Source organism: Nocardioides sp. WG-D5 (genome assembly GCF_054031175.1).
On the sequence record NZ_CM132928.1, the window covers coordinates 4,675,930 to 4,697,358 of the forward strand.

18 protein-coding genes are annotated in these 21,429 nt (G+C 70.7%); 13 read left to right on the forward strand and 5 right to left on the reverse strand.

Going from position 1 to position 21,429, the window contains the following annotated elements:
• Positions 1-131 precede the first annotated feature (131 nt).
• Complete coding sequence (locus tag ACWZJV_RS22660; RefSeq protein WP_457178841.1) at positions 132-914, reverse strand: DeoR/GlpR family DNA-binding transcription regulator; 783 nt, start codon at positions 912-914, stop codon at positions 132-134.
• Between the two features lie 319 nt (positions 915-1,233).
• Between ACWZJV_RS22660 and rplU the strand changes: the two genes are divergently transcribed.
• Both rplU and rpmA read left to right on the forward strand, forming a co-directional pair.
• Positions 1,234-1,536 (forward strand): 50S ribosomal protein L21, encoded by a 303-nt coding sequence (gene rplU / locus ACWZJV_RS22665; protein WP_008358499.1) that lies wholly within the window; start codon positions 1,234-1,236, stop codon positions 1,534-1,536.
• Positions 1,537-1,572: 36 nt separating this feature from the next.
• Positions 1,573-1,830 carry a 50S ribosomal protein L27 gene (gene rpmA, locus ACWZJV_RS22670; protein WP_008358497.1) on the forward strand — a complete coding sequence of 86 codons (258 nt, stop codon included), beginning with the start codon at positions 1,573-1,575 and terminating at the stop codon, positions 1,828-1,830.
• Positions 1,831-1,983: 153 nt separating this feature from the next.
• Here the strand turns inward: rpmA and ACWZJV_RS22675 are convergent, their stop codons facing one another.
• Positions 1,984-2,838 carry an LLM class flavin-dependent oxidoreductase gene (locus ACWZJV_RS22675; protein WP_457178843.1) on the reverse strand — a complete coding sequence of 285 codons (855 nt, stop codon included), beginning with the start codon at positions 2,836-2,838 and terminating at the stop codon, positions 1,984-1,986.
• Between the two features lie 77 nt (positions 2,839-2,915).
• Here ACWZJV_RS22675 and obgE point away from each other — a divergent pair, with 77 nt between their 5' ends.
• From obgE to ACWZJV_RS22690, 3 genes are all read left to right on the forward strand, one after another.
• Complete coding sequence (gene obgE, locus ACWZJV_RS22680; protein ID WP_008358493.1) at positions 2,916-4,478, forward strand: GTPase ObgE; 1,563 nt, start codon at positions 2,916-2,918, stop codon at positions 4,476-4,478.
• Positions 4,479-4,549: 71 nt separating this feature from the next.
• Positions 4,550-5,662 (forward strand): glutamate 5-kinase, encoded by a 1,113-nt coding sequence (proB, locus tag ACWZJV_RS22685; RefSeq protein WP_196874915.1) that lies wholly within the window; start codon positions 4,550-4,552, stop codon positions 5,660-5,662.
• Positions 5,659-6,633 carry an endonuclease/exonuclease/phosphatase family protein gene (locus ACWZJV_RS22690; protein WP_457178846.1) on the forward strand — a complete coding sequence of 325 codons (975 nt, stop codon included), beginning with the start codon at positions 5,659-5,661 and terminating at the stop codon, positions 6,631-6,633. The genes proB and ACWZJV_RS22690 overlap by 4 nt, the downstream gene beginning before the upstream one ends.
• A 12-nt stretch (positions 6,634-6,645) precedes the next feature.
• Here the strand turns inward: ACWZJV_RS22690 and ACWZJV_RS22695 are convergent, their stop codons facing one another.
• On the reverse strand, positions 6,646-7,185 hold the full coding sequence (locus tag ACWZJV_RS22695; protein ID WP_457178848.1) for a GNAT family N-acetyltransferase: 540 nt from the start codon (positions 7,183-7,185) through the stop codon (positions 6,646-6,648).
• 489 nt (positions 7,186-7,674) lie between these two features.
• Here ACWZJV_RS22695 and ACWZJV_RS22700 point away from each other — a divergent pair, with 489 nt between their 5' ends.
• Both ACWZJV_RS22700 and ACWZJV_RS22705 read left to right on the forward strand, forming a co-directional pair.
• Positions 7,675-8,937, forward strand: coding sequence for a DUF222 domain-containing protein (locus ACWZJV_RS22700; protein ID WP_457178850.1), 1,263 nt, complete (start codon positions 7,675-7,677; stop codon positions 8,935-8,937).
• A 114-nt stretch (positions 8,938-9,051) separates the two neighbouring features.
• Positions 9,052-9,870: a phosphotransferase enzyme family protein gene (locus tag ACWZJV_RS22705; RefSeq protein ID WP_457178851.1), complete on the forward strand. Its 819-nt coding sequence runs from the start codon at positions 9,052-9,054 to the stop codon at positions 9,868-9,870.
• Positions 9,871-9,874: 4 nt separating this feature from the next.
• Here ACWZJV_RS22705 and ppk2 read toward each other — a convergent pair whose 3' ends face one another.
• Entirely contained in the window at positions 9,875-10,765 is an 891-nt protein-coding gene (gene ppk2, locus ACWZJV_RS22710; protein ID WP_008358481.1) for a polyphosphate kinase 2, read from the reverse strand.
• An 81-nt stretch (positions 10,766-10,846) separates the two neighbouring features.
• On the opposite strand from ppk2, the gene ACWZJV_RS22715 reads away from it, so the two are divergent.
• Genes ACWZJV_RS22715 through ACWZJV_RS22730 form a run of 4 tightly spaced genes read left to right on the forward strand, consistent with a single transcriptional unit; the run spans position 10,847 to position 15,263 of the window.
• Positions 10,847-12,040 (forward strand): cysteine desulfurase family protein, encoded by a 1,194-nt coding sequence (locus tag ACWZJV_RS22715; RefSeq protein ID WP_457178853.1) that lies wholly within the window; start codon positions 10,847-10,849, stop codon positions 12,038-12,040.
• 5 nt (positions 12,041-12,045) lie between these two features.
• Positions 12,046-13,164 (forward strand): tRNA 2-thiouridine(34) synthase MnmA, encoded by a 1,119-nt coding sequence (gene mnmA, locus ACWZJV_RS22720; RefSeq protein ID WP_457181978.1) that lies wholly within the window; start codon positions 12,046-12,048, stop codon positions 13,162-13,164.
• Positions 13,161-14,159: a methionine synthase gene (locus ACWZJV_RS22725; protein WP_457178855.1), complete on the forward strand. Its 999-nt coding sequence runs from the start codon at positions 13,161-13,163 to the stop codon at positions 14,157-14,159. The genes mnmA and ACWZJV_RS22725 overlap by 4 nt, the downstream gene beginning before the upstream one ends.
• 9 nt (positions 14,160-14,168) lie before the next feature.
• Positions 14,169-15,263, forward strand: a complete 1,095-nt coding sequence (locus tag ACWZJV_RS22730) for a hypothetical protein (RefSeq protein ID WP_457178857.1) — start codon at positions 14,169-14,171, stop codon at positions 15,261-15,263.
• Here ACWZJV_RS22730 and ACWZJV_RS22735 read toward each other — a convergent pair.
• Positions 15,260-16,753 (reverse strand): hypothetical protein, encoded by a 1,494-nt coding sequence (locus ACWZJV_RS22735; protein ID WP_457178859.1) that lies wholly within the window; start codon positions 16,751-16,753, stop codon positions 15,260-15,262. The two genes, ACWZJV_RS22730 and ACWZJV_RS22735, sit on opposite strands and share 4 nt — an antisense overlap.
• 239 nt (positions 16,754-16,992) lie before the next feature.
• On the opposite strand from ACWZJV_RS22735, the gene ligA reads away from it, so the two are divergent.
• Both ligA and ACWZJV_RS22745 read left to right on the forward strand, forming a co-directional pair.
• A complete protein-coding gene (gene ligA, locus ACWZJV_RS22740; protein WP_457181980.1) occupies positions 16,993-19,110 on the forward strand; it encodes an NAD-dependent DNA ligase LigA in 2,118 nt (705 codons plus the stop codon).
• A 26-nt stretch (positions 19,111-19,136) separates the two neighbouring features.
• Positions 19,137-21,410, forward strand: coding sequence for a glycosyltransferase (locus ACWZJV_RS22745; RefSeq protein ID WP_457178861.1), 2,274 nt, complete (start codon positions 19,137-19,139; stop codon positions 21,408-21,410).
• Positions 21,411-21,429 lie beyond the last annotated feature (19 nt).

Genomic DNA, 21,429 nt, shown 5'->3' on the forward strand with positions numbered 1-21,429 from the left:
GTACCCGCATTCGATCTGCCTCCTCGCAGTGTGACTGTCGTCACGACCACGATGGCGTAATTCGGGCTGGACCCCCTAGCCCGGTCGCGGCGCCCGAGTTGCCCGGTTGCTGCCCGTTCTCCGGGCGCTCCTCAGGCGCGGACGACCCGGGGCCCGAGCGCCGCGAACCGGCGGGCCTCGGAGGCCGGGAGCTCGATGCCGGTGATGAGCAGCTCGAAGTCGCGTACGCCCGCGAAGCGGCACAGGCTGGAGGCCCCGAACTTGGTGTGGGCGCCGAAGAAGATCCGGCGCCGGGAGCGTTCGATCGCGGTGCGCTTGACCGCGGCGACCGACGGGTCCTGCGTGGTCAGGCCCTGCTCGCGGGAGATCCCGTTGGCGCCGATGTAGGCCAGGTCGATCACCAGGTCGTTCAGCATCCGGGTCGCCCACTGGTCCACGACGCCGCGGGTGATCGTGCGTACGCGCCCGCCCAGGACGATCACGGTGAGGTCGGGGTCCGAGGAGAGCCGGGTGGCCACCGGGAGCGAGGGGGTGATGACCGTCGCCGGCCCCTGGCCGAAGAGCTCCTCGGCCAGGAACTGCGGCATCGTGCCCTCGTCGATGTAGATCGTCTCCGCACCGTGCCGGTGCTGGAGGGCGGCGCGGGCGATCCGGTGCTTCTCGTCGACATCGCGCCCGGCGCGGAACTCGAGCGAGGTCTCGAAGCTGCCGCTCTCCAGCGCGACCGCGCCGCCGTAGACGCGTTCCACGACGCCGCGGTCGGCCAGGACCTTGAGGTCGCGCCGGATCGTCTCGACGCTCACCCCGAGATCGGGCGCCAGGTCGGTGACGGAGACCCGTCCGGTCGTACGTGCGCGCGCCAGGATCTCCTCCTGCCGGGTCTCGCTCGCGTGCGACGGTTCGGTCGACGTCATGGGCGCCATCATGCCCGGAATCGTGCCCGGTTCGCAGCGTACGTGGCCGAACCGGGCGCCCGATCGCCCGAATCGAGGCTTCGGGTGCACAATGTCCCGGCGGCGACCCGACGGTGTCCTGACAGCGTCCGGGGGAGTGGTGTCGCGGCGTTTTGCGGCTACCTGGTCGCGTACGTAATATTGACCCTCGGCGTGCGCAGTGCGCCGTTCCTGCAGGCAACCGCTGGCACCTATCGCTTCGGGGTCCAGTGATCACTTATGTGCACAGCTGCCGCGGGTAGACACAAGACTTTGAGTTCGGAGCATGAAGGAGACCGCGGTGTACGCGATCGTGAAGGCTGGCAGCAAGCAGCAGAAGGTCGTTGTCGGCGACGTCATCGAGATCGACCGCCTCGACGGCGAGGCCGGTGCTGCGGTCACGCTGCCGGTCGTCATGCTCGTCGACGGTGAGAACGTCACCACGACCGGCCTCGACAAGGCTTCGGTTGCGGCTGAGATCGTCGGTGCCTCCAAGGGCCCGAAGATCATCATCCAGAAGTACAAGAACAAGACCGGCTACAAGAAGCGCCAGGGTCACCGTCAGAAGTACACCCAGGTCAAGGTCACCGCGATCAACGCCTGATTCCGGCGTTCCAGAGATACTTGAAGGACTGAGAAGATGGCACACAAGAAGGGTGCGGCAAGCACCAAGAACGGTCGCGACTCCAACGCTCAGCGCCTCGGCGTGAAGCGCTTCGGCGGCCAGCTCGTCAACGCCGGTGAGATCATCGTCCGCCAGCGCGGCACGCACTTCCACCCCGGCACCAACGTCGGTCGTGGCGGCGACGACACCCTCTTCGCCCTGCAGCCGGGCGCGGTCGAGTTCGGCAAGCGCCGCGGCCGCCGGGTGATCAACATCGTCCCGGGCGACGCCTGAGCAAGACTTTCGAAGGGCCCTCTCCGCAAGGAGGGGGCCCTTTGGCGTCGTCGGGTGGGGTGGCGGTTCGTCTAGGTATGCAGCCGAACACTCACTTCCCACGTGGAACTCCAACCGGGAAGTGGCGGTTGGGCTACATACCCAGACAAACATTCAGACGTACGCCGCGCGAGCCGCGATCGCCTCGAAGGTGTCCCACGAGACCTCCCAGCGGGTCCCGGCGCGCGGCCAGTGGAGCGCGATGTCGGTGATCCCGATCTCGGCGTAGGAGCCGGCCAGGTCCTCGAACGCGTCGGCCGACTCGGTCCACGGCTCGTCGGTGAAGCCGGACATGAACAGCTTGGGCATGCTGTCGTAGTCGCGACCGTTCTTCTCGCACGCCTCGCGGAGCATCTCGAGCCGCTGGGCGACGAAGCCCTTCGGGTCGTCGCCCTGCGGGTTGGCGATCCAGCCGTCGCCGACCTCGGCGGTGAGCCGGATCCCGCGCGGGCCGTTGCCGGCCAGCCAGAGCGGCGTACGCGGCTGCTGCACCTGACCGGGGGAGACCGTGACCTCGCGGGTCTGCCAGTGCTCGCCGTCGATCGTGACCGGTGACTCCCGCAGCAGCCGGTCGACGGTGCGGGTCCACTCCGCGAACCGGTCGGCGCGCTCGCGGGGTGTGAACTCGCGCCCGAGCACGTCGCCGTCGGAGGTGTGGTCGTCGCCGCCGGCGCCGATGCCGATCGTGATGCGCCCGCCGGAGATGCGGTCGAGGCTGCGGATCGCGGCGGCGGTCGGGATCGGCGTACGGAAGTTGGGGGTGGTCACCAGCGTGCCGAGCCGGATCGTGGAGGTGAGGGCGGCTGCGGCCGCCATCGACGTGAACGCCTCCTCCCAGGGGCTGTGGCCACGCCAGGCCAGGTGGTCATAGACCCATGCCGTCTCGAACCCGAGCTGCTCGGCCTGGGCCCAACGCTCGCCCATCGCCGGCCAGTCCTCGATCGGCCACATCACTGTTCCTACTCGCATGCGCACAGTCTGCACCGGGGACCGCGGGACGTCGCGCGGATAGCAGGTGTGGGGCATGCCGTCGGTAGGCTGGACCCATGGCTGTACCCACCTTCGTCGACCGCGTCACCCTCCACGTCGAGGCCGGTCGCGGCGGACACGGGGTGGCGTCGGTGCACCGCGAGAAGTTCAAGCCGCTGGGCGGCCCCGACGGCGGCAACGGCGGCCCGGGCGGATCGATCATCCTTCGTGTCGACCCCGACGTGACCACGCTGATCGACTACCACCACAGTCCCAAGCGCAAGGCCCCCAACGGCGGCCAGGGTGCCGGTGACCACAAGAACGGCGCCCACGGCGAGGACATGGTGCTGCCCGTCCCCGACGGCACCGTCGTGACCGACATGCGCGGCAACGTGCTGGCCGACCTGGTCGGCCCCGGCTCCGAGCTGGTCGTGGCCGAGGGTGGCCGTGGCGGGCTCGGCAACGCCGCGCTGGCCTCCTCCAAGCGCAAGGCCCCCGGCTTCGCGCTCCTCGGTGAGCCGGGCGAGTCGCGGGAGATCGGCCTCGAGCTCAAGGTCGTCGCCGACATCGGCCTGGTCGGCTTCCCGAGCGCGGGCAAGTCCTCGCTGATCGCGGCCATCTCGCGGGCCCGGCCGAAGATCGCCGACTACCCGTTCACGACCCTGGTGCCGAACCTCGGAGTCGTCAAGGGCGGCGAGATCACCTTCACCGTCGCCGACGTGCCCGGCCTGATCGAGGGCGCCGCCGACGGCCGCGGCCTCGGCCACGAGTTCCTGCGCCACATCGAGCGCTGCGCCGCGCTGGTGCACGTGATCGACACCGCGAGCATCGAGCCGGGCCGCAACCCGATCGACGACCTCGACGTCATCGAGAACGAGCTCTCCCGTCACGGCGGCCTCGAGGACCGGCCCCGGCTGGTCGCGCTCAACAAGGTCGACGTCCCCGACGGCCGGGAGATCGCCGAGATGACGATCGGCGAGTTCGAGAAGCGCGGCCTGAAGGTCTTCGAGATCTCGGCCGCCTCGGGTGAGGGCACCCAGCAGCTGATCTATGCGATGGCCGAGCTGGTGGCCGCCTCCCGCAAGGAGGTCCCGGTCGTGCCGCCGACCCGGATCGTGCTGCGTCCCGAAGGCGCCGAGGGCAAGAACGGCTTCACCGTCAAGGTCTCGAAGCACGGCGAATACCTCGTCCGTGGCCCGCAGCCCGAGCGCTGGGTGCGGCAGACCGACTTCGAGAACGAGGAGGCCGTGGGCTACCTCGCCGACCGCCTCAACCGGCTCGGCGTCGAGGAGCGCCTGGTCGAGCTCGGGGCCCAGGAGGGCGACACCGTCATCATCGGCGACCCGGCCAACGCGGTCGTCTTCGACTTCCGCCCCTCGATCGAGACCGGTGCCGAGATGCTCGGCCGCCGCGGCGAGGACCAGCGGTTCTACGAGGAGCGGCCCGCCGCCGCCCGGCGGCGCGAGATCGACGCCGGGATGGAGACCAAGGCGGAGTACGAGGCCCGGGCCGACGTCGCCCGCCGGCTGCGTGACGGGGCCGGCCCCGTGGCGTACGAGATCGGTGGCGAGGACGACCCGGACAGCGACTGGGCCGAGGACGACCCGGGCGAGTCGTCCCGCTCGACCAGCGGAAACTGACGGCTCGGCCGGCTCGGGCGCCGGTAGGATCCGGCGCAGCGGAGAGCACAGCTGACGTACGAGGGGGATCGGTGCAGCGCGAGGTCGTGACCGGGGCACGCCGGGTCGTGGTCAAGGTCGGGTCGTCGTCGCTGACGACGGCCGCCGGGGGCATCGATCCGGCCCGGGTGAGCGGTCTGGTGGACGTGCTCGCCAAGACGCGGGCAGCCGGGCAGGAGGTCGTCCTGGTCTCCTCCGGGGCGATCGCGGCCGGGCTCTCGCCGCTGGGGCTGGCCAAGCGTCCCCGGGCGCTGGCCAAGCAGCAGGCAGCGGCGAGCGTGGGCCAGGGGCTGCTGGTGCACCGCTACACCGACGAGCTGGCGCGGCACGGCATCATCGCCGGCCAGGTGCTGCTCACGGTCGACGACCTGAACCGGCGCGCGCACTACCGCAACGCCGACGCGACGCTGTCGAAGCTGCTCGACCTGGGTGTGCTCCCGATCGTCAACGAGAACGACACCGTGGCCACCTCCGAGATCCGGTTCGGCGACAACGACCGGCTCGCGGCGCTGGTGGCCCACCTGGTCAAGGCCGACCTGCTGGTGCTGCTCAGCGACGTCGACGCGCTCTACGACGCCCCGCCCTCCCAGCCCGGCTCGCGGCGGATCGACGAGGTCGTCTCGCTGGCCGACCTCGCCGGGGTGACGATCGGCAAGGCCGGCGCCGCGGGCGTGGGCACCGGCGGGATGGTGACCAAGCTGGAGGCTGCCCGGATCGCGGTGGACGACGGCGTCCCGGTCGTGCTGACCTCGGCCGCCCAGGCTGAAGCCGCGCTCGCGGGCGAGGCGGTCGGCACCCTGTTCCATGCCGTCGGCAAGCGGCGCCCGGCGCGGCTGCTGTGGCTCCAGCACGCCACCGAGCCGGTCGGCTCGATCACCATCGACGCCGGGGCGGTCGCGGCGATCAGTCGCCGCGGGGCCTCGCTGCTCGCCGCGGGCGTCACCGGTTCCTCCGGCGCGTTCCACGCCGGTGACCCGGTCGATGTGGTCGGCCCGTCCGGCGTGGCCGTCGCGCGCGGGCTGGTGAACTACGACGCCGACGAGATCCCGCGGCTGGCCGGACGCTCCTCCGGCTATCTCGAGGCCAACCTGGGGGCTGCGTACGCTCGGGAGGTCATCCACCGCGACGATCTGGTCGTGCTGTGAACCGGGCTAGGTGGGTGCCGCTGGCGCTGGCGTGGGGAGTGCTGGTCGTGTGTGGGCTGCCCGCCTTGGCGATCACGCTCTCCCGGGCGCTCGCGAGCACGGACCTGCGGGCGGTGCGGCTGGCCGCGTTCGCGCCGTTCGGCATCGGCTTGTACGCGCTGTGCCTGGTCGCGCTCCTCGTGCTGGTGTGGCTGGCCGCCGGACCGGGGAGGATCCGGCTCGCGGTCGGCGCCGGGGTCGTCGCCATGCTGCTCGCGGTGCATCTCGCCTGGCAGGCGCCGCTCTACGCCGGGTCGCGCGAGACCAGCGCCGGGGAGCCGCTCACGGTGATGACCACCAACCTCTTCGAGGGCAAGGGTGACGTCGACACCGTCGCCGAGACCGTGCGTAAGCACAAGGTCGACGTGCTCGCCGTCCAGGAGATCACCCCCGAGGCGTTCGCGAAGCTGTCGAGCACGCTGCGCGACCAGCTGCCCTACCGGATCGGCGAGGCCGCGCCCGGCACCGACGGGACGATGCTCTTCGCCGACCAGCCGATCACCAAGGCCCGCCGTCTCGACACGCCGATGGGATCGTGGGTCGCCGACGTGGGGGAGCGGCGGGTCGTCGTCGCGCATCCGGCCCCGCCGACGCTCGCATCCTGGCCGGCCGAGCAGGAGCTGATCATCAAGGAGGCGGCCGCCGAGAAGCCCGATCTCGTCCTGGGCGATCTCAACGCCTCCCTCGACCACCACACCGTCCGGCGCCTCCTCGACGACGCCGACCTGTCGGACGCCGCCCGCGCCAGCAACGCCGGATGGCAGCCGACCTGGCCGACCGAGGGGTTCGCCGGTGTACCTCTTCCGCCTTCGGCCGCCATCGACCACGTCCTGATCGGGGATGACCTGGTCGCGCTGGCGACCGAGACCGTCGAGGTGTCCGGATCCGACCACCTCGCCCTGGTCGCCTATCTCGGCACTCCCGAGGAGTGAGCGCTCGTCGGCCTAGTCGGTCTTGAGCACCCCGAACCACTGCTCCGCTCCGTAGGCTTCGAACCGTTCGACCTCGACGAACCCGAGCTTCTGCGCCAGGCGCAGGGAGCGTTCGTTGGCCACCTGCGTGGTGAGGACCACCGGCTCGCTCGGGAGCGTCCGCTCGATCCAGCCGAGCGCGGCCCGGGTGGCTTCGGTCGCGATGCCCTGGCCCCAGGTTGTCGGGAGGAACTCGTAGCCGATCTCGACCTCGTCGCCCTCCTCGCGTACGTGGTGGGCCCAGGCTCTGTCACGGCGCTGGACCGTGATCCTGCCGATGAACTCACCGGCGTGCTCCACGGCGAAGATGCCGGGCCTGGTGTTCGGATCGGGTGGGATGAGCTCTTCCAACTCCTCCCGGGTGTGCTGCGGGCCGCCGAGGTAGGCCTGCACGGTCGCGTCGGACAGCAGGACTGCCAGGCCCTTCCTGTCCTCGGGCTTGGTGTGGCGGAGGATCAGGCGCTCGGTGACGATCGGGTCTGGGGGCCAGGGGACGTCGCCGAGGGGTTTCATGGGTGTGGACGGTAACTCGTTTTTTGGGGTTGGGCTCGGGCTTTTGGGCGTACGTCGGGAGCGGTTGTCGGTGGTGATGCCCCGGTGGTCGAGCTTGTCGAGACCACCCCGTGCGTAACCGTTCCTCGGGGCCGGTGTGGGCCGCCGACCCTTTCCTGAGGGTCTTCTCGATCTGGACCGGCGTCAAGGACGCCCTTCGGGCGCCGGCTTCGCCGGCCGCCTTCGGCGGTCCTGGACTCCGGACCAGATCGAGAAAAGATTTGGCTGGCTATCGGGGCGGCGGCCCGGGTGTGGCGCAGCGAGATTCTTGTACTGGACCGGGGTGTTCCGGGGGAGGGATGGTGGCCGTTCGGCCACTTACCATCCACAGGAGCGAGGCCGTTCGCTAGCCGCGGAAAAGCAGTTTGACCTGCACTAATAGGTGGCCAAAGCGGTGCGCGAGGCGTAGAATCAGACCCATCACAGCACACCTCTGAAGGGAGGGACGCGATGAGTCTCGGCCGCGCGATCGACCACTGGGGTGCCAACCCCGGCGACGCGATCGACGCCGCGCTGAGTGCCATCGAGTCCTCCCTTCACGACCTGCTGGCCAGTGACCCTGTCTACTGGCGCACCGGACAGAAGAAAGACCTCCTCGAGCGGCTGGAGAAACTCCAGGCCCAGCAGGCCGCGTTGAAGCTACGCGTGCTCGCCTCGGCTGGTGATATCGCCGAGGAGACCGGTGCCAAGGACGCCTCCGGGTGGCTGCAGACCGAACTGCTGGTCGACAAAGCTGTGGCCCGGTCCCAGATCAAACTCGCGGCCAGTGTCGCGAAGTACGAGCGCGTCGCGGCCGGTCTCGCTGCAGGTGAGGTGTCCCAAGACAAGGCCCGGGTGATCACGAAGGCCCTCGACGCGATCGAGGCCGACCCCGCTGCCAGTGCCGAGGACCTGGTCCTCGCGGAGAAGCTCCTGGTGGACTACGCCAGCCGGTTGACTGCGAACGAGTTGGCGATCGTCGGGAAACGGATCCTCGCCGAGATCGACCCAGCACGGTTCGAGCAGGCTGAGGCCAAAGTCCTCCACCGCGAGGAGGAACACGCCCAGCGGCGCACCATCTTCCAGGCCCGTGACAACGGCGACGGCACCATCGACATCCACGCCCGGGTCTCCCGAGCCGTCGGGATGCGGTTGCGTACGATCCTGGACTCGCTGGCCCAGCCGAGGAAGCTGTCGGCTCAGGACAAGGGCATCAAAGCGCCCTACGACCGGCTGCTCGGCCAGGCCTTCGCCCGGGTGATCGAGACCTACGACGTCGACCAGCTCCCCCGCCACGGTGGCCATGCAACCACGGTGTTCATCACGATGAGCGTCGATCAGCTCCGTGCCGACCTTGGCATCGCAGCCCTCGGGTTCGACGGGGACCAGATCACCGCCGCTGAAGCCCGCCGGATGGCCTGCAACGCCGACCTCATCCCCGTCGTCCTGGGCACCGACTCTGAAATCCTCGACCTGGGCCGCACCACCCGCCTCGCCCACCCCGTCCAGCACCGGGCACTCCGCCTACGCGACAAGCGCTGCCAAGCCGAAGACTGCGACACACCCGCCGCCTGGACCGAAGCCCACCACCTCAAACCCTGGTCCCAAGGCGGCAAGACCGGCATGGCCAACCTGGTCCTGCTCTGTGCCAGTGACCATCGCCGAATCCACGACCCGGACTATGCCCATGAGCGGCTTCCGGATGGGCGGATCCGGTTCGCTCGGCGTATCTGAACCAGCTCCTCGGGCAGGCCGTCGGCACCGGGACGTGGTTTCACCATTGCTGCTCCGACTCGATCAGCACGCGACACTTCGAGATCCCACAGGCCACATGCTTGGCTGCACCCCGTGACCGCAGCCGAAGAGATGAGTACGTCGATCAGCATGCTCTGGGAGTCTGCCGATCCAGGCGCGGCGCTGACCGAGCGGTTCGGGTTCGCATCCACCGCCGATGCCATCGGCTGGTTGGACGGCGTGCTGGATGAGCACTGGGGGCTGCGAGTGGCCGCGTGTGAACGGCTGGTGATCAGCGATGCCAACTGCCCGGCGTGGATCACGGTCGACGGTTGCCGGATGATCGTTAAGTGGTCGATGCGGCCTCGCCTGTTCGCGCGGCTGGCGGAGATCGCACGGCTGACGGTCTGGCTGGAGGAGCGGGGGATACCTGTCTCGGCACCGCGGGCGGCTCGGGACGGCAGCCTCCAGGTCGAGGTCGACGGGTTCTCGCTCGGGCTTCAGGGTGTTGTCGCGGGCGAGCTGTTGGACGTCACCGACCCGGTCCAGGTTCGGGCTGCGGGCGAGATGCTCGCGCGGATGCACAGCGCGATGGCTGACTACCCGGAGACGATTCCCACCGACGAGCCAGCCGCACCGGGCACTCAGCTGGTTGGCAACGACTTCAGGTCGGCCAACATCCTCTGGGCGGACGGAAGGATCGTGGCGGTCCTGGATCTGGAGGAGGCGACCTACCGTCGTCGGGTGGACGACCTCGCTCAGGCTGCCGTCCTCCTCGGGACGCGGTATCACGACTGGCGCCCGACCCGGGCTGACGTGCGTGAGGCGTTCGTCGCTGCGTACGCGTCGGTTGTTCCGTTGGGAAAGAACGACGTCGGCACGGTCGAGGAGGCCGTCGAGGCGTGCCTGAGGCGCATTCCCTGGCCGGCGTGATCCGTCAGTCGCCGACGGCGTCGATGCCGCGCTGCACGATGAGGGGGTCGGGGCTGCCGACGACGTCGGGGTCCTTCTCGTCGTAGTCGTGGTTGGCGAGGAAGTAGCGCATCGCGTTGAGGCGGGCGCGCTTCTTGTCGTTGGAGCGGATCGTGGTCCACGGTGCCCAGTCGGTGTCGGTGCGGCGGAACATCTCCTCCTTGGCGGCGGTGTAGGAGTCCCACTTGTCCAGCGACTGGACGTCGATCGGGGAGAGCTTCCACTGCCGTACCGGGTCGATCTGGCGGATGATGAAACGGGTGCGCTGCTCGGAGCGGCCCACCGAGAACCAGAACTTCGTGAGCGTGATCCCGGAGTCGACGAGCATCTGCTCGAAGAGCGGCACCTGGTCCATGAACTGCTCGTACTGGTCGTCGGTGGCGAAGCCCATGACGCGCTCGACGCCGGCGCGGTTGTACCAGGACCGGTCGAACAGGACCATCTCCCCGGCGGTGGGCAGGTGCTGGACGTAGCGCTGGAAGAACCACTGCTGCGACTCGCGGTCCGACGGCTTCGACAGTGCGACGGTGCGGGCGTAGCGGGGGTTGAGATGCTCCATGAACCGCTTGATCGTGCCGCCCTTGCCGGCCGCGTCCCGGCCCTCGAAGAGCAGCACGTGCTTCCCGCCGACGCGGTCGTTCCAGCGCTGGAACTTCAGCAGCTCGACCTGGAGGAGGTACTTCTGCTCGTCGTAGACCTCGCGGGGGATCCGCTCGGAGTAGGGATAGTTCTCGCGCCAGGTGTCGACGGCGCGGCCGGCGGGGTCCAGGAGCACCGGGTCGTCATCGTGATCCTCGCCGATCGTGTGACCCTCGGTGATCAGGTTGTCGATGTATTCACGGAATCCCTGGGACATGGGCCAGACCATAGGGAGGCGAGGTGAACGGGCGGCGACGTTTCAGCAAGCACGCCCATCGGGCCGTAACCTTGGTAGACGATGAACCCCCGGACCGTCTATCTGGACCACGCCGCCACCACACCCATGGCCTCGGCGGCGATCGAGGCGATGACCGCGGAGCTGGCGCTGGTCGGTAACGCGAGCTCGCTGCACGCATCAGGGCGCCGTGCGCGCCGGGTGCTCGAGGAGTCCCGAGAACGGATCGCCGCGGTGCTCGGATCCCGGCCCGGTGAGGTCGTCTTCACCTCCGGCGGCACCGAGGCCGACAACCTGGCGCTCAAGGGTGCCTACTGGGCACGCCGCGGCCAGGACCCGGCGCGCACCCGGATCCTGACCACCACCGTCGAGCACCACGCCGTGCTCGACCCGCTGCAGTGGCTCGAGGCGACCGAGGGCGCCCACGTCGAGCTCATCCCGTGCGACGCGACCGGCCGGGTCGACCTCGCCGCGATGAAGAAGGCCATCGAGCGGGACCCCGCCTCGGTCGCCCTCGTCTCGGTGATGTGGGCCAACAACGAGGTCGGCACGCTGCAGCCCGTCGCGGAGATCGCCGAGATGGCGGCCCGGCACGGCATCCCGGTCCACACCGACGCCGTCCAGGCGGTCGGCGCGGTGCCGGTCGACTTCGCCACCAGCGGCGTCGACGCGCTCTCCCTGACCGGCCACAAGCTCGGCGGCCCGGTGGGCGCCGGCGCCCTCGTCGTGCGCCGCGGGCTCGAGCTGACCGCGCTGGTCCACGGCGGCGGCCAGGAGAGAGACGTACGCAGCGGCACCCACGCGACCGCGGCCATCGCCGGCTTCGCGGCGGCGGTCGAGCTTGCGGTCAAGGAGCAGGAGGCGTACGCGACCCGGGTCGGTGCGCTGCGCGACCGGCTCGTCGAGCAGGTGCTGGCGGTCGTGCCGGACTCCCACCTCAACGGACCGCCGTTGGAGCCGCTGGGTCGCCACCGGCTGCCCAACAACGCCCAGATCGCCTTCCCGGGCTGCGAGGGTGACTCGCTGCTGATGCTGCTCGACGCCGCCGGGGTGGAGTGCTCGACCGGTGCGGCGTGCTCTGCCGGCGTACCCCAGGCCTCTCATGTGCTTCTCGCCATGGGCCAGTCCGACGAGGAGGCGCGCTCCTCGCTGCGCTTCTCGCTCGGCCACACCACCACCGCCGACGACGTGGACCGGCTCGTCGCGGCGATCGGTCCGGCCGTCGAGCGCGGCCGCGCGGCAGGACTGAACCGCTGATGGGCATGCGAGTCGTCGCCGCGATGTCCGGGGGAGTGGACTCCGCCGTCGCCGCCGCACGCGCGAAGGAGGCGGGCCACGACGTCACCGGCGTCCACCTGGCCCTCTCCCGCAACCCGGCGTCCTACCGCTCCGGGGCGCGCGGGTGCTGCACGATCGAGGACGCCAACGACGCCCGGCGCGCGGCCGACGTGATCGGCATCCCGTTCTACGTCTGGGACCTCTCCGACCGCTTCCACGAGGACGTGGTCGAGGACTTCATGTCGGAGTACGCCGAGGGCCGCACCCCCAACCCGTGCCTGCGCTGCAACGAGAAGATCAAGTTCGCCGCCGTGCTCGACCGGGCGCTCGCGCTCGGCTTCGACGCGGTCGCGACCGGCCACTACGCGACCCTGCGCGAGGACGCCGACGGCCTGGTCGAGCTGCACCGCGCCGTCGACGGCGGCAAGGACCAGTCCTACGTGCTCGGGGTGCTCGACCAGGACCAGCTGCGCCACTCGCTGTTCCCGCTCGGAGACACCCCGAAGCCGCTGGTACGCGAGGAGGCGGCCCGCCGCGGCCTGCTCGTCGCCGACAAGCCCGACTCCCACGACATCTGCTTCGTCGCCGACGGCGACAACGCCGGCTGGCTGCGCGAGAAGCTGGGCGACCGCGCACCCAACGAGTCCGGGCCGATCGTCGACGAGGCCGGTGAGGTCCTGGGCGAGCACCAGGGGACGTACGCCTACACGATCGGGCAGCGCAAGGGACTCCGCCTCGGCAAGCCCGCGCCTGACGGGAAGCCTCGGTTCGTGCTCGACATCGAGCCCGTCTCGGGCACCGTCACGGTGGGCCCGAGGGAGCACCTGGCCGTCGACGGTCTCTCCGGGATCCGGCCGCGCTGGGCCGGGCGCGCGCCCGAGGGTGTCCTGGAGGGCACCGTCCAGCTGCGCGCGCACGGTGACGAGCACCGGGCGCGGGTGACCGTGGTCCCGACAGGCTCGACCACCGACGCGGAGGTCGAGATCGAGCTGCTCGACCCGGCCTACGGGATCGCGCCGGGCCAGGCCGCGGTCATCTACGACGGCACCCGCGTCGTCGGGTCGGCCACCATCTCCACGACCCGCCGGGTGGCTCTCGCGTGAGGGCGACCGGGGTCGGGTCGCTGCCGGGAGAGGACTACGCAGAGGCCTGCCGCATCGTCCTCGGTGAGCTGACCGACCTTCCCCACCTGCCCGAGCTGCCCGCGCGCGGCGCGATTGCGAACATGACCGGCCGTACGCTGGCCGTCCTCGACGGGCTCGACGCCGACCTGCAGCCCGCGGGCTGGCGGCTCACCGGCACCTCCGGCTCCGCCGGCGTCGACCACCGCCGGGCCCGGAGCCTGCTCGCCCAGGACCTCGACACCGTCGAGGAGCTGGTCCAGGACTCTGCGCTCACCTCCGGCGGCGGCGCCTTCAAGATCCAGGTCGCCGGGCCGTGGACCCTGGCCGCGACCGTCGAACGGCCGCGCGGCGACAAGCTGCTCGCCGACCACGGCGCCCGGCGTGATCTCGCGCAGGCGCTCGCCGAGGGCGTACGCACCCACATCCGCGACGTACGCCGTCGCCTCCCCGGCGCGGACACCCTGGTCGTCCAGGTCGACGAGCCCGCGCTGAGCGCCGTGCTCAACGCCCAGGTGCCGACCGCCTCCGGCTTCGGCAAGCACCGCAGCATCGACCTCCCCGAGGCCTCCCAGTCGCTGGAGTGGGTGCTCGGCGCGATCGCCGAGGAGGGCGCGATCCCGTGGGTGCACTCGTGTGCGCCCGGGACCCCGCTCGGCCTGCTCCGCAAGGCCGGGGCGAAGGGGATCGGCGTCGACCTGACCCAGCTCACCGCCGCCGACCACGACGACCTCGCCACCGCCCTCGAGGCGGGCGACACGGTCGCGCTCGGAGTGGTCCCCTCGATCGCGCCGGCGGGCGCCACGCCCACCGACAAGATGGTCACCGAGACCGTGGAGCGCTGGCTCGACATGCTCGGGCTGGATGCTGCGTACGACATCGTGCTGACGCCTGCCTGCGGTCTCGCCGGTGCCGACTGGCGATGGGCCCGCACGGCGCTGCGAATCCTCACCGAAAGCGCGCGTCACCTGGCGTAGATTCCCCTCATGCGACGACGGGGGATGGCACTGCTGGCTGCGGCTCTTCTGGTCACCGGCTGCGGCAGCAGCGCGACCGAGGCGGACGAGCCCAGCGAGAGGCCCACGGCCGCACCCTCGGCGAGCATCGACCCGGCCGACCTGAAGCCGGGCAACCGGCCCGCGACCCCGGAGGCGCTCGCGGCGATCACGCTCCAGCACGTACGCGTCGTGCCGGAGACCTTCGACGGCGGCGACCTCTACTTCGAGCAGGACGAGGTCGGCACCGTGCTGCGGTGGGGTGCCGACCACTCGCTGGAGGTCAAGGCGGGCCCGGTCGACGACGACCTGCTCTCGACCTGGTGCCATGACGGGATGTCGGGCTGCGTCGAGGTGAAGGGCGCGTCCGGCACCGCCACCGTCGCCTGGGACCTGGCCACCGACGACGGCACACCCGGCCAGCTGATGGTCTCCCACCGGTCCGGCCGAGAGGAGCGCCGGGCCGCCTACGTGGGCGAGAAGATCACCGAGGACCCGCGCGAGCTCGATCTCGAGGTGAGCGTGGACGACCTCGTCGCCCTGGTCACCGACCCGCGCCTCGGCACGAGGACGACCACGAAGATGACGAAGGCGCAGGTCGAGGGATTCCCGTCCGAAGGCGCCAACGGCGTCGGCGAGGTCGCGCTGACCGCCGGGGCGATCGCGGCCGGGCTGCTCGAGACCAAGGCGTACGCCGACATCGACTCCTTCGAGAAGGCCGATGTCTCGGCCTACGGCAAGGGCGCCTTCGGCGTCGTCGGCACCCGCCCCGACGGCAGCACCGTCACCGCGGTCCACGCCCCGAACCTGCCCGCCGGGCAGCGGAAGTGCCCCACGAGGCTCACCTGCTCGAAGGGCGACACCGACGGCTACGACGGCTGGACCGAGGGGTCCGCCGAGACCGTCCGCTGCCACGAGGCAGACGGGGAGAGCCGCGCCTTCTGCGCCGTCGTACGCCAGCAGGCGTCGGCCCCGTTCCCGGGGGACGATCTCGACCCGGTCCTCTCCGCCCTCGAGGCGGCCCTGGAGACGCTGTGGCCGACGGTCTCGGCCGACACCGCCCGCCGGGGCGAATCGCTTGTCTAGGAGCGCCCGGCGATCCGCTGGCCTTGGTAGACCTCGGCTCGCTGGCTCGGCGGAGCGAACGACTCCGGCGGGCGCGGCCGGCGATCACCGGGCTGCGGGGGAGCCGCGTGCTGTGGCTCCAGGTGCTGAGGCTCCACGTGCTGGGGATCCCGGTACTGGGGTTCCCGGTGCTGCGGCAGGTGCTGGGGAAGCGGCTGGCGGTGGCTCGGCTGCCGCGGGCCCGGCTGGCGACGGATCGGCTGCTGGTCGGCAGGGAGCCTGCGGGGGAGCGGGGTCTCGTTGCGGGGCTGCTGGCGAGGATGAGCCGGGTAGGGCCCCGAGGCCTGTCGCGGGTCCGAGGGATAGCGTGGCGGCGCCTGCGCATAGTTCGGCTCGTCCCACTCGGGGTCGCGCCTGCGGCGTCCGGTGAGCATGGCGACCGCGGCGGCCACGAGGCCGAGCACGATCATCGTGGCGACGATGATCCAGGTGAGCGGGCCGACCCCGCCCTCCTCGGCCGATGCCGCCTTCCTGACGGTGCTCGTGCTCGGGGCGCAGCCGCTCTGAACGCACTCGCCGTCGCTGGGCGTACCGGTCACCACGAACCTGATCCCGCGGTTCACCGATCCCTGGAAGGTGAGGGTGTGCTTGCCGAGGCCGATGTCCTTGGGAAGGCGCCCGGACCACTTCGCGACGCCGCGGCCGTTGGCCTGGACGCTGGTCGAGAGGACCAGCGGGGTCGAGTAGACGACGACCCGGATGCCGGGCTCGTTGGGCCTGAAACCGGAGGCTTGAGCGTGGATCACCTCGTCGGCGTCGACCGAGACGTCGTCGAGGCCGGTGAGGGTCAGGCCTTTGGCCGTCGGCGGCTCCTCGGGAGCGGTCCAGGGCTTCTTCGACGCCCTCTTCCTCGGCTTGTCGCCGGAGCCGGCAGCGGCACCTTCGTCGGAGTCACCGGCTGCGGGCCGGCCCGAGGACGTACCGTCACCGGAGCCTGAGCCCGAGCCGGAACCTGAGCCGGACCCCGACCCGTCCGAGGACCCGGTGTCGCCCGAGGGCTCCTCCGGGGTCGGTGAGCTGCTGGGCTCGGAGAGCGCGTCGAAGTCGAAGGGGACCTGCACCGCCCGCGAGTCGGACGAGTCGTAGAGGTCGCGGTCGCCGCCACGCATGGTCATGATCTGGTAGTCGGTGCCGGGGTCGAGCCGGGCGACCTGCGCGGCGTCGAGGGTGAACGTGTAGGTCCAGTCGTCGGGATCGTCGGGGTTGAAGACGACCGACTTGATGAAGGTGCTCCGCGTGCCCGATCCGCGGTAGCCGACCGGGTTGAGCGCGATCTCGATGCCCGGATCCTTGGCGCTGTAGTCGGTGCCGTGGACGCTGAGGACCACGCCGTCCTTGGACTGCTCGACGATCGAGACCTCGACCTCGGCGTCGGAGAAGACGCTTCCCAACCCGAGCGCGTACGTGGCGCCGATCGGAGCCAGGGTGAGCGCGAGCGCTGTCAACAGCATCACCACGAGCCGAGAAACCACTGCAGACCTCACAAGGCGGTCTATGGGGGATTGGTGTCGGCCCGCCTTCCCGACGCGGGAGGAAAGTAGCGGTCTTTACCCTCTTGTGGTGAGCCCCGTCACCCAGGTGTTGATCGGCTGCGTCGATATTGAGGGCGTTGAGTGTCGTTTGGGGCCATGAAACGCCGAAAACGCCCGGGTGGGTATGCCGACAGAAAATGTCGGCGCGACCGGGCAAGATGGTGCCCGTGAACGATGACCTGACCGCCGAGGCGGGCCCTGAGCAGAAGTCCGAGCACCAGGAGCTCGCCGAGCAGATCGAGGACGCTCGCTACCGCTACTACGTGCTCGACGACCCGACGCTCTCCGACGCCGACTTCGACCAGAAGTGGCGCCGGATCAACGAGCTCGAGGAGCAGTTCCCCGAGCTGCGCACCCCCGACTCGCCGACCCAGAAGGTCGGTGGCACGTTCTCGACGGAGTTCACCGCGGTCGACCACCTGCAGCGGATGGAGTCGCTCGACAACGTCTTCTCATTCGAGGAGCTGGCCGGCTGGCACGCCCGGATCGCCAAGGACGGCGCCGGCCAGGCCGAGCTGCTGTGCGAGCTCAAGGTCGACGGCCTCGCGATCAACCTGCTCTACGAGAAGGGCCGCCTGGTCCGGGCGCTGACCCGGGGCGACGGCCGCACGGGTGAGGACGTCACCCCGAACGTACGCACCATCAAGTCGATCCCGCACCGGCTCACCGGCACCGACGAGTTCCCGGTGCCCGACCTGGTCGAGGTGCGCGGCGAGGTCTTCCTCTCCATCGAGGCCTTCGACAAGCTCAACGCCTCCCTGGTCGACGCGGGCAAGCCGATGTTCGCCAACCCGCGCAACTCCGCGGCGGGGTCGCTGCGCCAGAAGGACCCGCGGGTGACCGCGACCCGTGAGCTCGGGATGGTCTGCCACGGCATCGGGGCCCGGGAGGGCTTCCAGCCGGTCGCCCAGTCGCATGCGTACGACGCCCTGAAGGCGTGGGGCCTGCCCACCTCCAACCGGGTCAAGGTGCTCAAGACGCTCCAGGAGGTCGAGGAGTTCATCAGCTACTTCGGCGAGCACCGCCACGACGTCACCGAGCACGAGATCGATGGTGTCGTGATCAAGGTCGACGACATCTCGCTGCAGCGCCGGCTCGGCTCCACGAGCCGCGCGCCGCGCTGGGCGATCGCCTACAAGTACCCGCCGGAGGAGGTCAACGCCAAGCTCCTCGCGATCGACGTCGGCGTCGGCCGCACCGGCCGGGTCACGCCCTTCGGTGTCATGGAGCCGACCAAGGTCGCCGGCTCGACCGTCGAGCGCGCGACGCTGCACAACGCCCACGAGGTCAAGCGGAAGGACGTACGCCCCGGCGACACGATCATCCTGCGCAAGGCCGGCGACGTCATCCCCGAGATCCTCGGCCCGGTGCTGCCGCTGCGACCCGAGGGGCTGCCCGAGTGGGTGATGCCGACCGAGTGCCCCGCCTGCGGCACCACGCTCGCCGAGCAGAAGGAGGGCGACAAGGATCTGCGCTGCCCCAACCACCGGGGCTGCCCGGCACAGGTGCGGGAGCGGGTCTTCTTCGCCTCCGGGCGCGGCGCCTTCGACATCGAGGGGATGGGCTACGAGGCGGCCGACGCGCTGCTGGCCGCCGAGGTGATCACCAACGAGGGCGACATCTTCGACCTCGACGAGGCCGGCCTGGCCACCACGACGTTCTTCACCCGCGCGGCGAAGAAGGCCGAGAAGGAGGCCGGCGCCGGCGACCGGGTCCTCAACGCCAACGCCCTCGGTCTGCTGCGCAACCTGGAGGAGCGCAAGCAGGTCCCGCTGTGGCGGGTGCTGGTTGCGCTGTCCATCCGCCACGTCGGCCCGTCCGCGGCTCGCGCGCTGGCCACCGAGTTCGGCTCCCTCGACGCGATCTGGGCGGCCTCCCAGGAGGAGCTGGCCGCCACCGAGGGCGTCGGCGGGATCATCGCCGAGGCCATCGTCGAGTGGCGCCAGGTCGACTGGCACCAGGAGATCGTGGACAAGTGGCGCGCCGCCGGGGTCTCCCTCGCCGACGAGCGCGACGAGTCCGTCGCCCGCACCCTCGAGGGCCTGACTGTCGTCGTCACCGGCTCGCTGGAGGACTTCTCGCGCGACGGCGCCAAGGAGGCGATCATCAGCCGCGGCGGCAAGGCGGCCGGCTCGGTCTCCAAGAAGACCGACTACGTCGTGGTCGGTGACAACGCCGGCTCCAAGGCGGCCAAGGCCGAGGAGCTGGGCCTGCCGATCCTCGACGAGGCGGCGTTCAAGGTCCTGCTCGAGGACGGGCCGACTGGACTCGGCTAGGAAATACCCCCCCATAGTGTGGGGCCGTGCTCGACGCCCTTCCCCCACTCCTCACGGTCGCCGCGGTCCTCCTGGTCCCGGCGACCGTGCTGCTGTTCCTGATCCGTACGCCGCGTGCCGGCTCGCTCTCCGCGGGCACGGTGGTCCTCGCGGCGGCCCTCACCGCGGTGGCCGCGGTGGCGGTCGGGCTGCTGCTCGGCCAGGGTGCCGTCCGGGCGGCGATCGGGGGCATCGTCCTCGGTGCCTCGCTGCTGGCCTGGCTGCCCGCGGTTCGGGACTGGGACGTACGCGGTCTGGTCGCCTGGGCGCTCACGATCGACGTCGGGCTGCTCTACCTGACCTATGTGGGCCTGTGGACGGTCACCGTCCACCCCGGAGCGTGGACCACGACGCTGTCGGGCATGCTGTGGCTGTTGGAGGTCTTCGTCTTCCTGATCGGCGTGGGCTACCTGTGGGAGATGGTCGACGTGCTCGCCCGGCGACGCTGGCGTGGCTGGCCGGTGCGGGGTGAGTACCACCCCGGCTGGCGCCGGCCGTTCGTGAGCCTGCACGTGCCCACCCACAACGAGCCGCCGGAGATGGTCATCGAGACGCTCCAGCGGATGCTCGAGCTGGACTACGACGCGTACGAGATCCTGGTCATCGACAACAACACCGACGATCCCGCGCTGTGGCGGCCGGTGCAGGACTTCTGCGAGCAGTACGACGGGCTCACCTTCATCCACCTGACCAACTGGCCGGGGTTCAAGTCCGGGGCGCTCAACTATGCGCTGACCCGGATGAACCCGCTCACCGAGGTCGTCGGGATCGTCGACGCCGACTACCACGTCGCCCCCGACTTCCTGGCTCACAACGCCCCGCTGTTCACCGACGAGTCGGTGGCCTTCGTGCAGACGCCGCAGGACTACCGGGACTGGGACGTCTCGCCCTACTTCCGCCGCCTCTACCACTCCTACGGCTACTTCTTCGACGTCAGCCAGGTCTCGCGCAACGAGCGCAACGGCGCCATCTTCGGAGGCACCATGGGCCTGATCCGGGCCTCCGCGCTGGTCCGGTCCGGCGGCTGGGACGAGTGGTGCATCACCGAGGACGCCGAGCTGTCGCTGCGGCTGCTGAAGATGGGCTACAACGGCATGCACGTCGACCGCTCCTACGGCCGTGGCGTGATGCCGCTGACCTTCGAGACGCTCAAGAAGCAGCGGTTCCGGTGGTGCTTCGGCGGCATCCAGATCCTGCGGATGCACTGGCGCTCGCTGCTGCCCGGCCGTCGCACCGAGGTCAACCAGATGACCCTTGCCCAGCGCTGGGCCTACCTCGTGGGCGGGCTGCAGTGGTTCGGCGATCTCGCCGGCGCGCTGTTCACCTTCTTCCTCATCTCGGGCGCGCTCGACCTGTTGCTGGGTGGGGGACTGGTCGTACGCCGCCTCTCCGGGCTCCTGCTGTTCGCCACCGTCGCGCTCGTGCTCTTCGGCGCGGCCCGCTCGATCGCGCTCGTCCGTCTCCGGGGCGGGGCGTCCTGGCACGACGCGCTCGGCGCCTTCGGGCTGTGGCTGGCGCTCGGGGTGACCGTCGCCCGGGCCTCCTGGCTCGGGCTGGTCTCGCGCGAGGGCACGTTCCTGCGTACGCCGAAGATCAAGGGGCAGCCGCGGGTGCGTGACGTGGTGCGGGGCAACCTGGTCGAGAGTCTTGCGGCCGCCGTCTGTGTGGTCCTGGCGCTCGTGGTCGGGGTGAGCGGTGGGGCGACCGGCGTCGCCCTCGCGGCGCTGCTCGCGTTCCAGGGGTTCGGCTACGCGCTGGCCCCGATCAACAGCTGGGCGGCGATCCGCAGCGACCTGCCCGCCGACCTGCGCCGCCGCCGGGAGCGGATCTGGGCGTGGAGCGCCGCCGCCGCGCCCGCTGCCCGGCGCAGGGGACTGGTGCTGGCTTTCAGCTCGGTACTGCTCGCCGGGCTGGTCGCCATCGCGGCGCCGGTGGGCAGCCCGGACGTACCCGAGGTCGGCGACGTCCACGGGGCCCTCGAGAAGAAGCCGCGTGCCGAGGAGGAGCCGTCGCGCGAGCCGAGCCCGAGTCCGGAGGCGACCGAGGACCCGGCCGCCGACCCCACCCGGGCCCCGCAGACCACGCCCACCCCGGCCGCTGCGACCGCCAGCACCCGGCCCACCCAGGCCGCTGACCCGACGCCCGCCACCGACCCCACCCGCGGGGCCGACCCGACCCAGGCGGCGCCCACCCAGCCCGGCTCCGGGGGAAGGCCGACCGACAAGCCCTCCAACGGCGGTGGTCCGAACAAGGCGCAGTAGGGCGCAGTGGGCCCGCGAG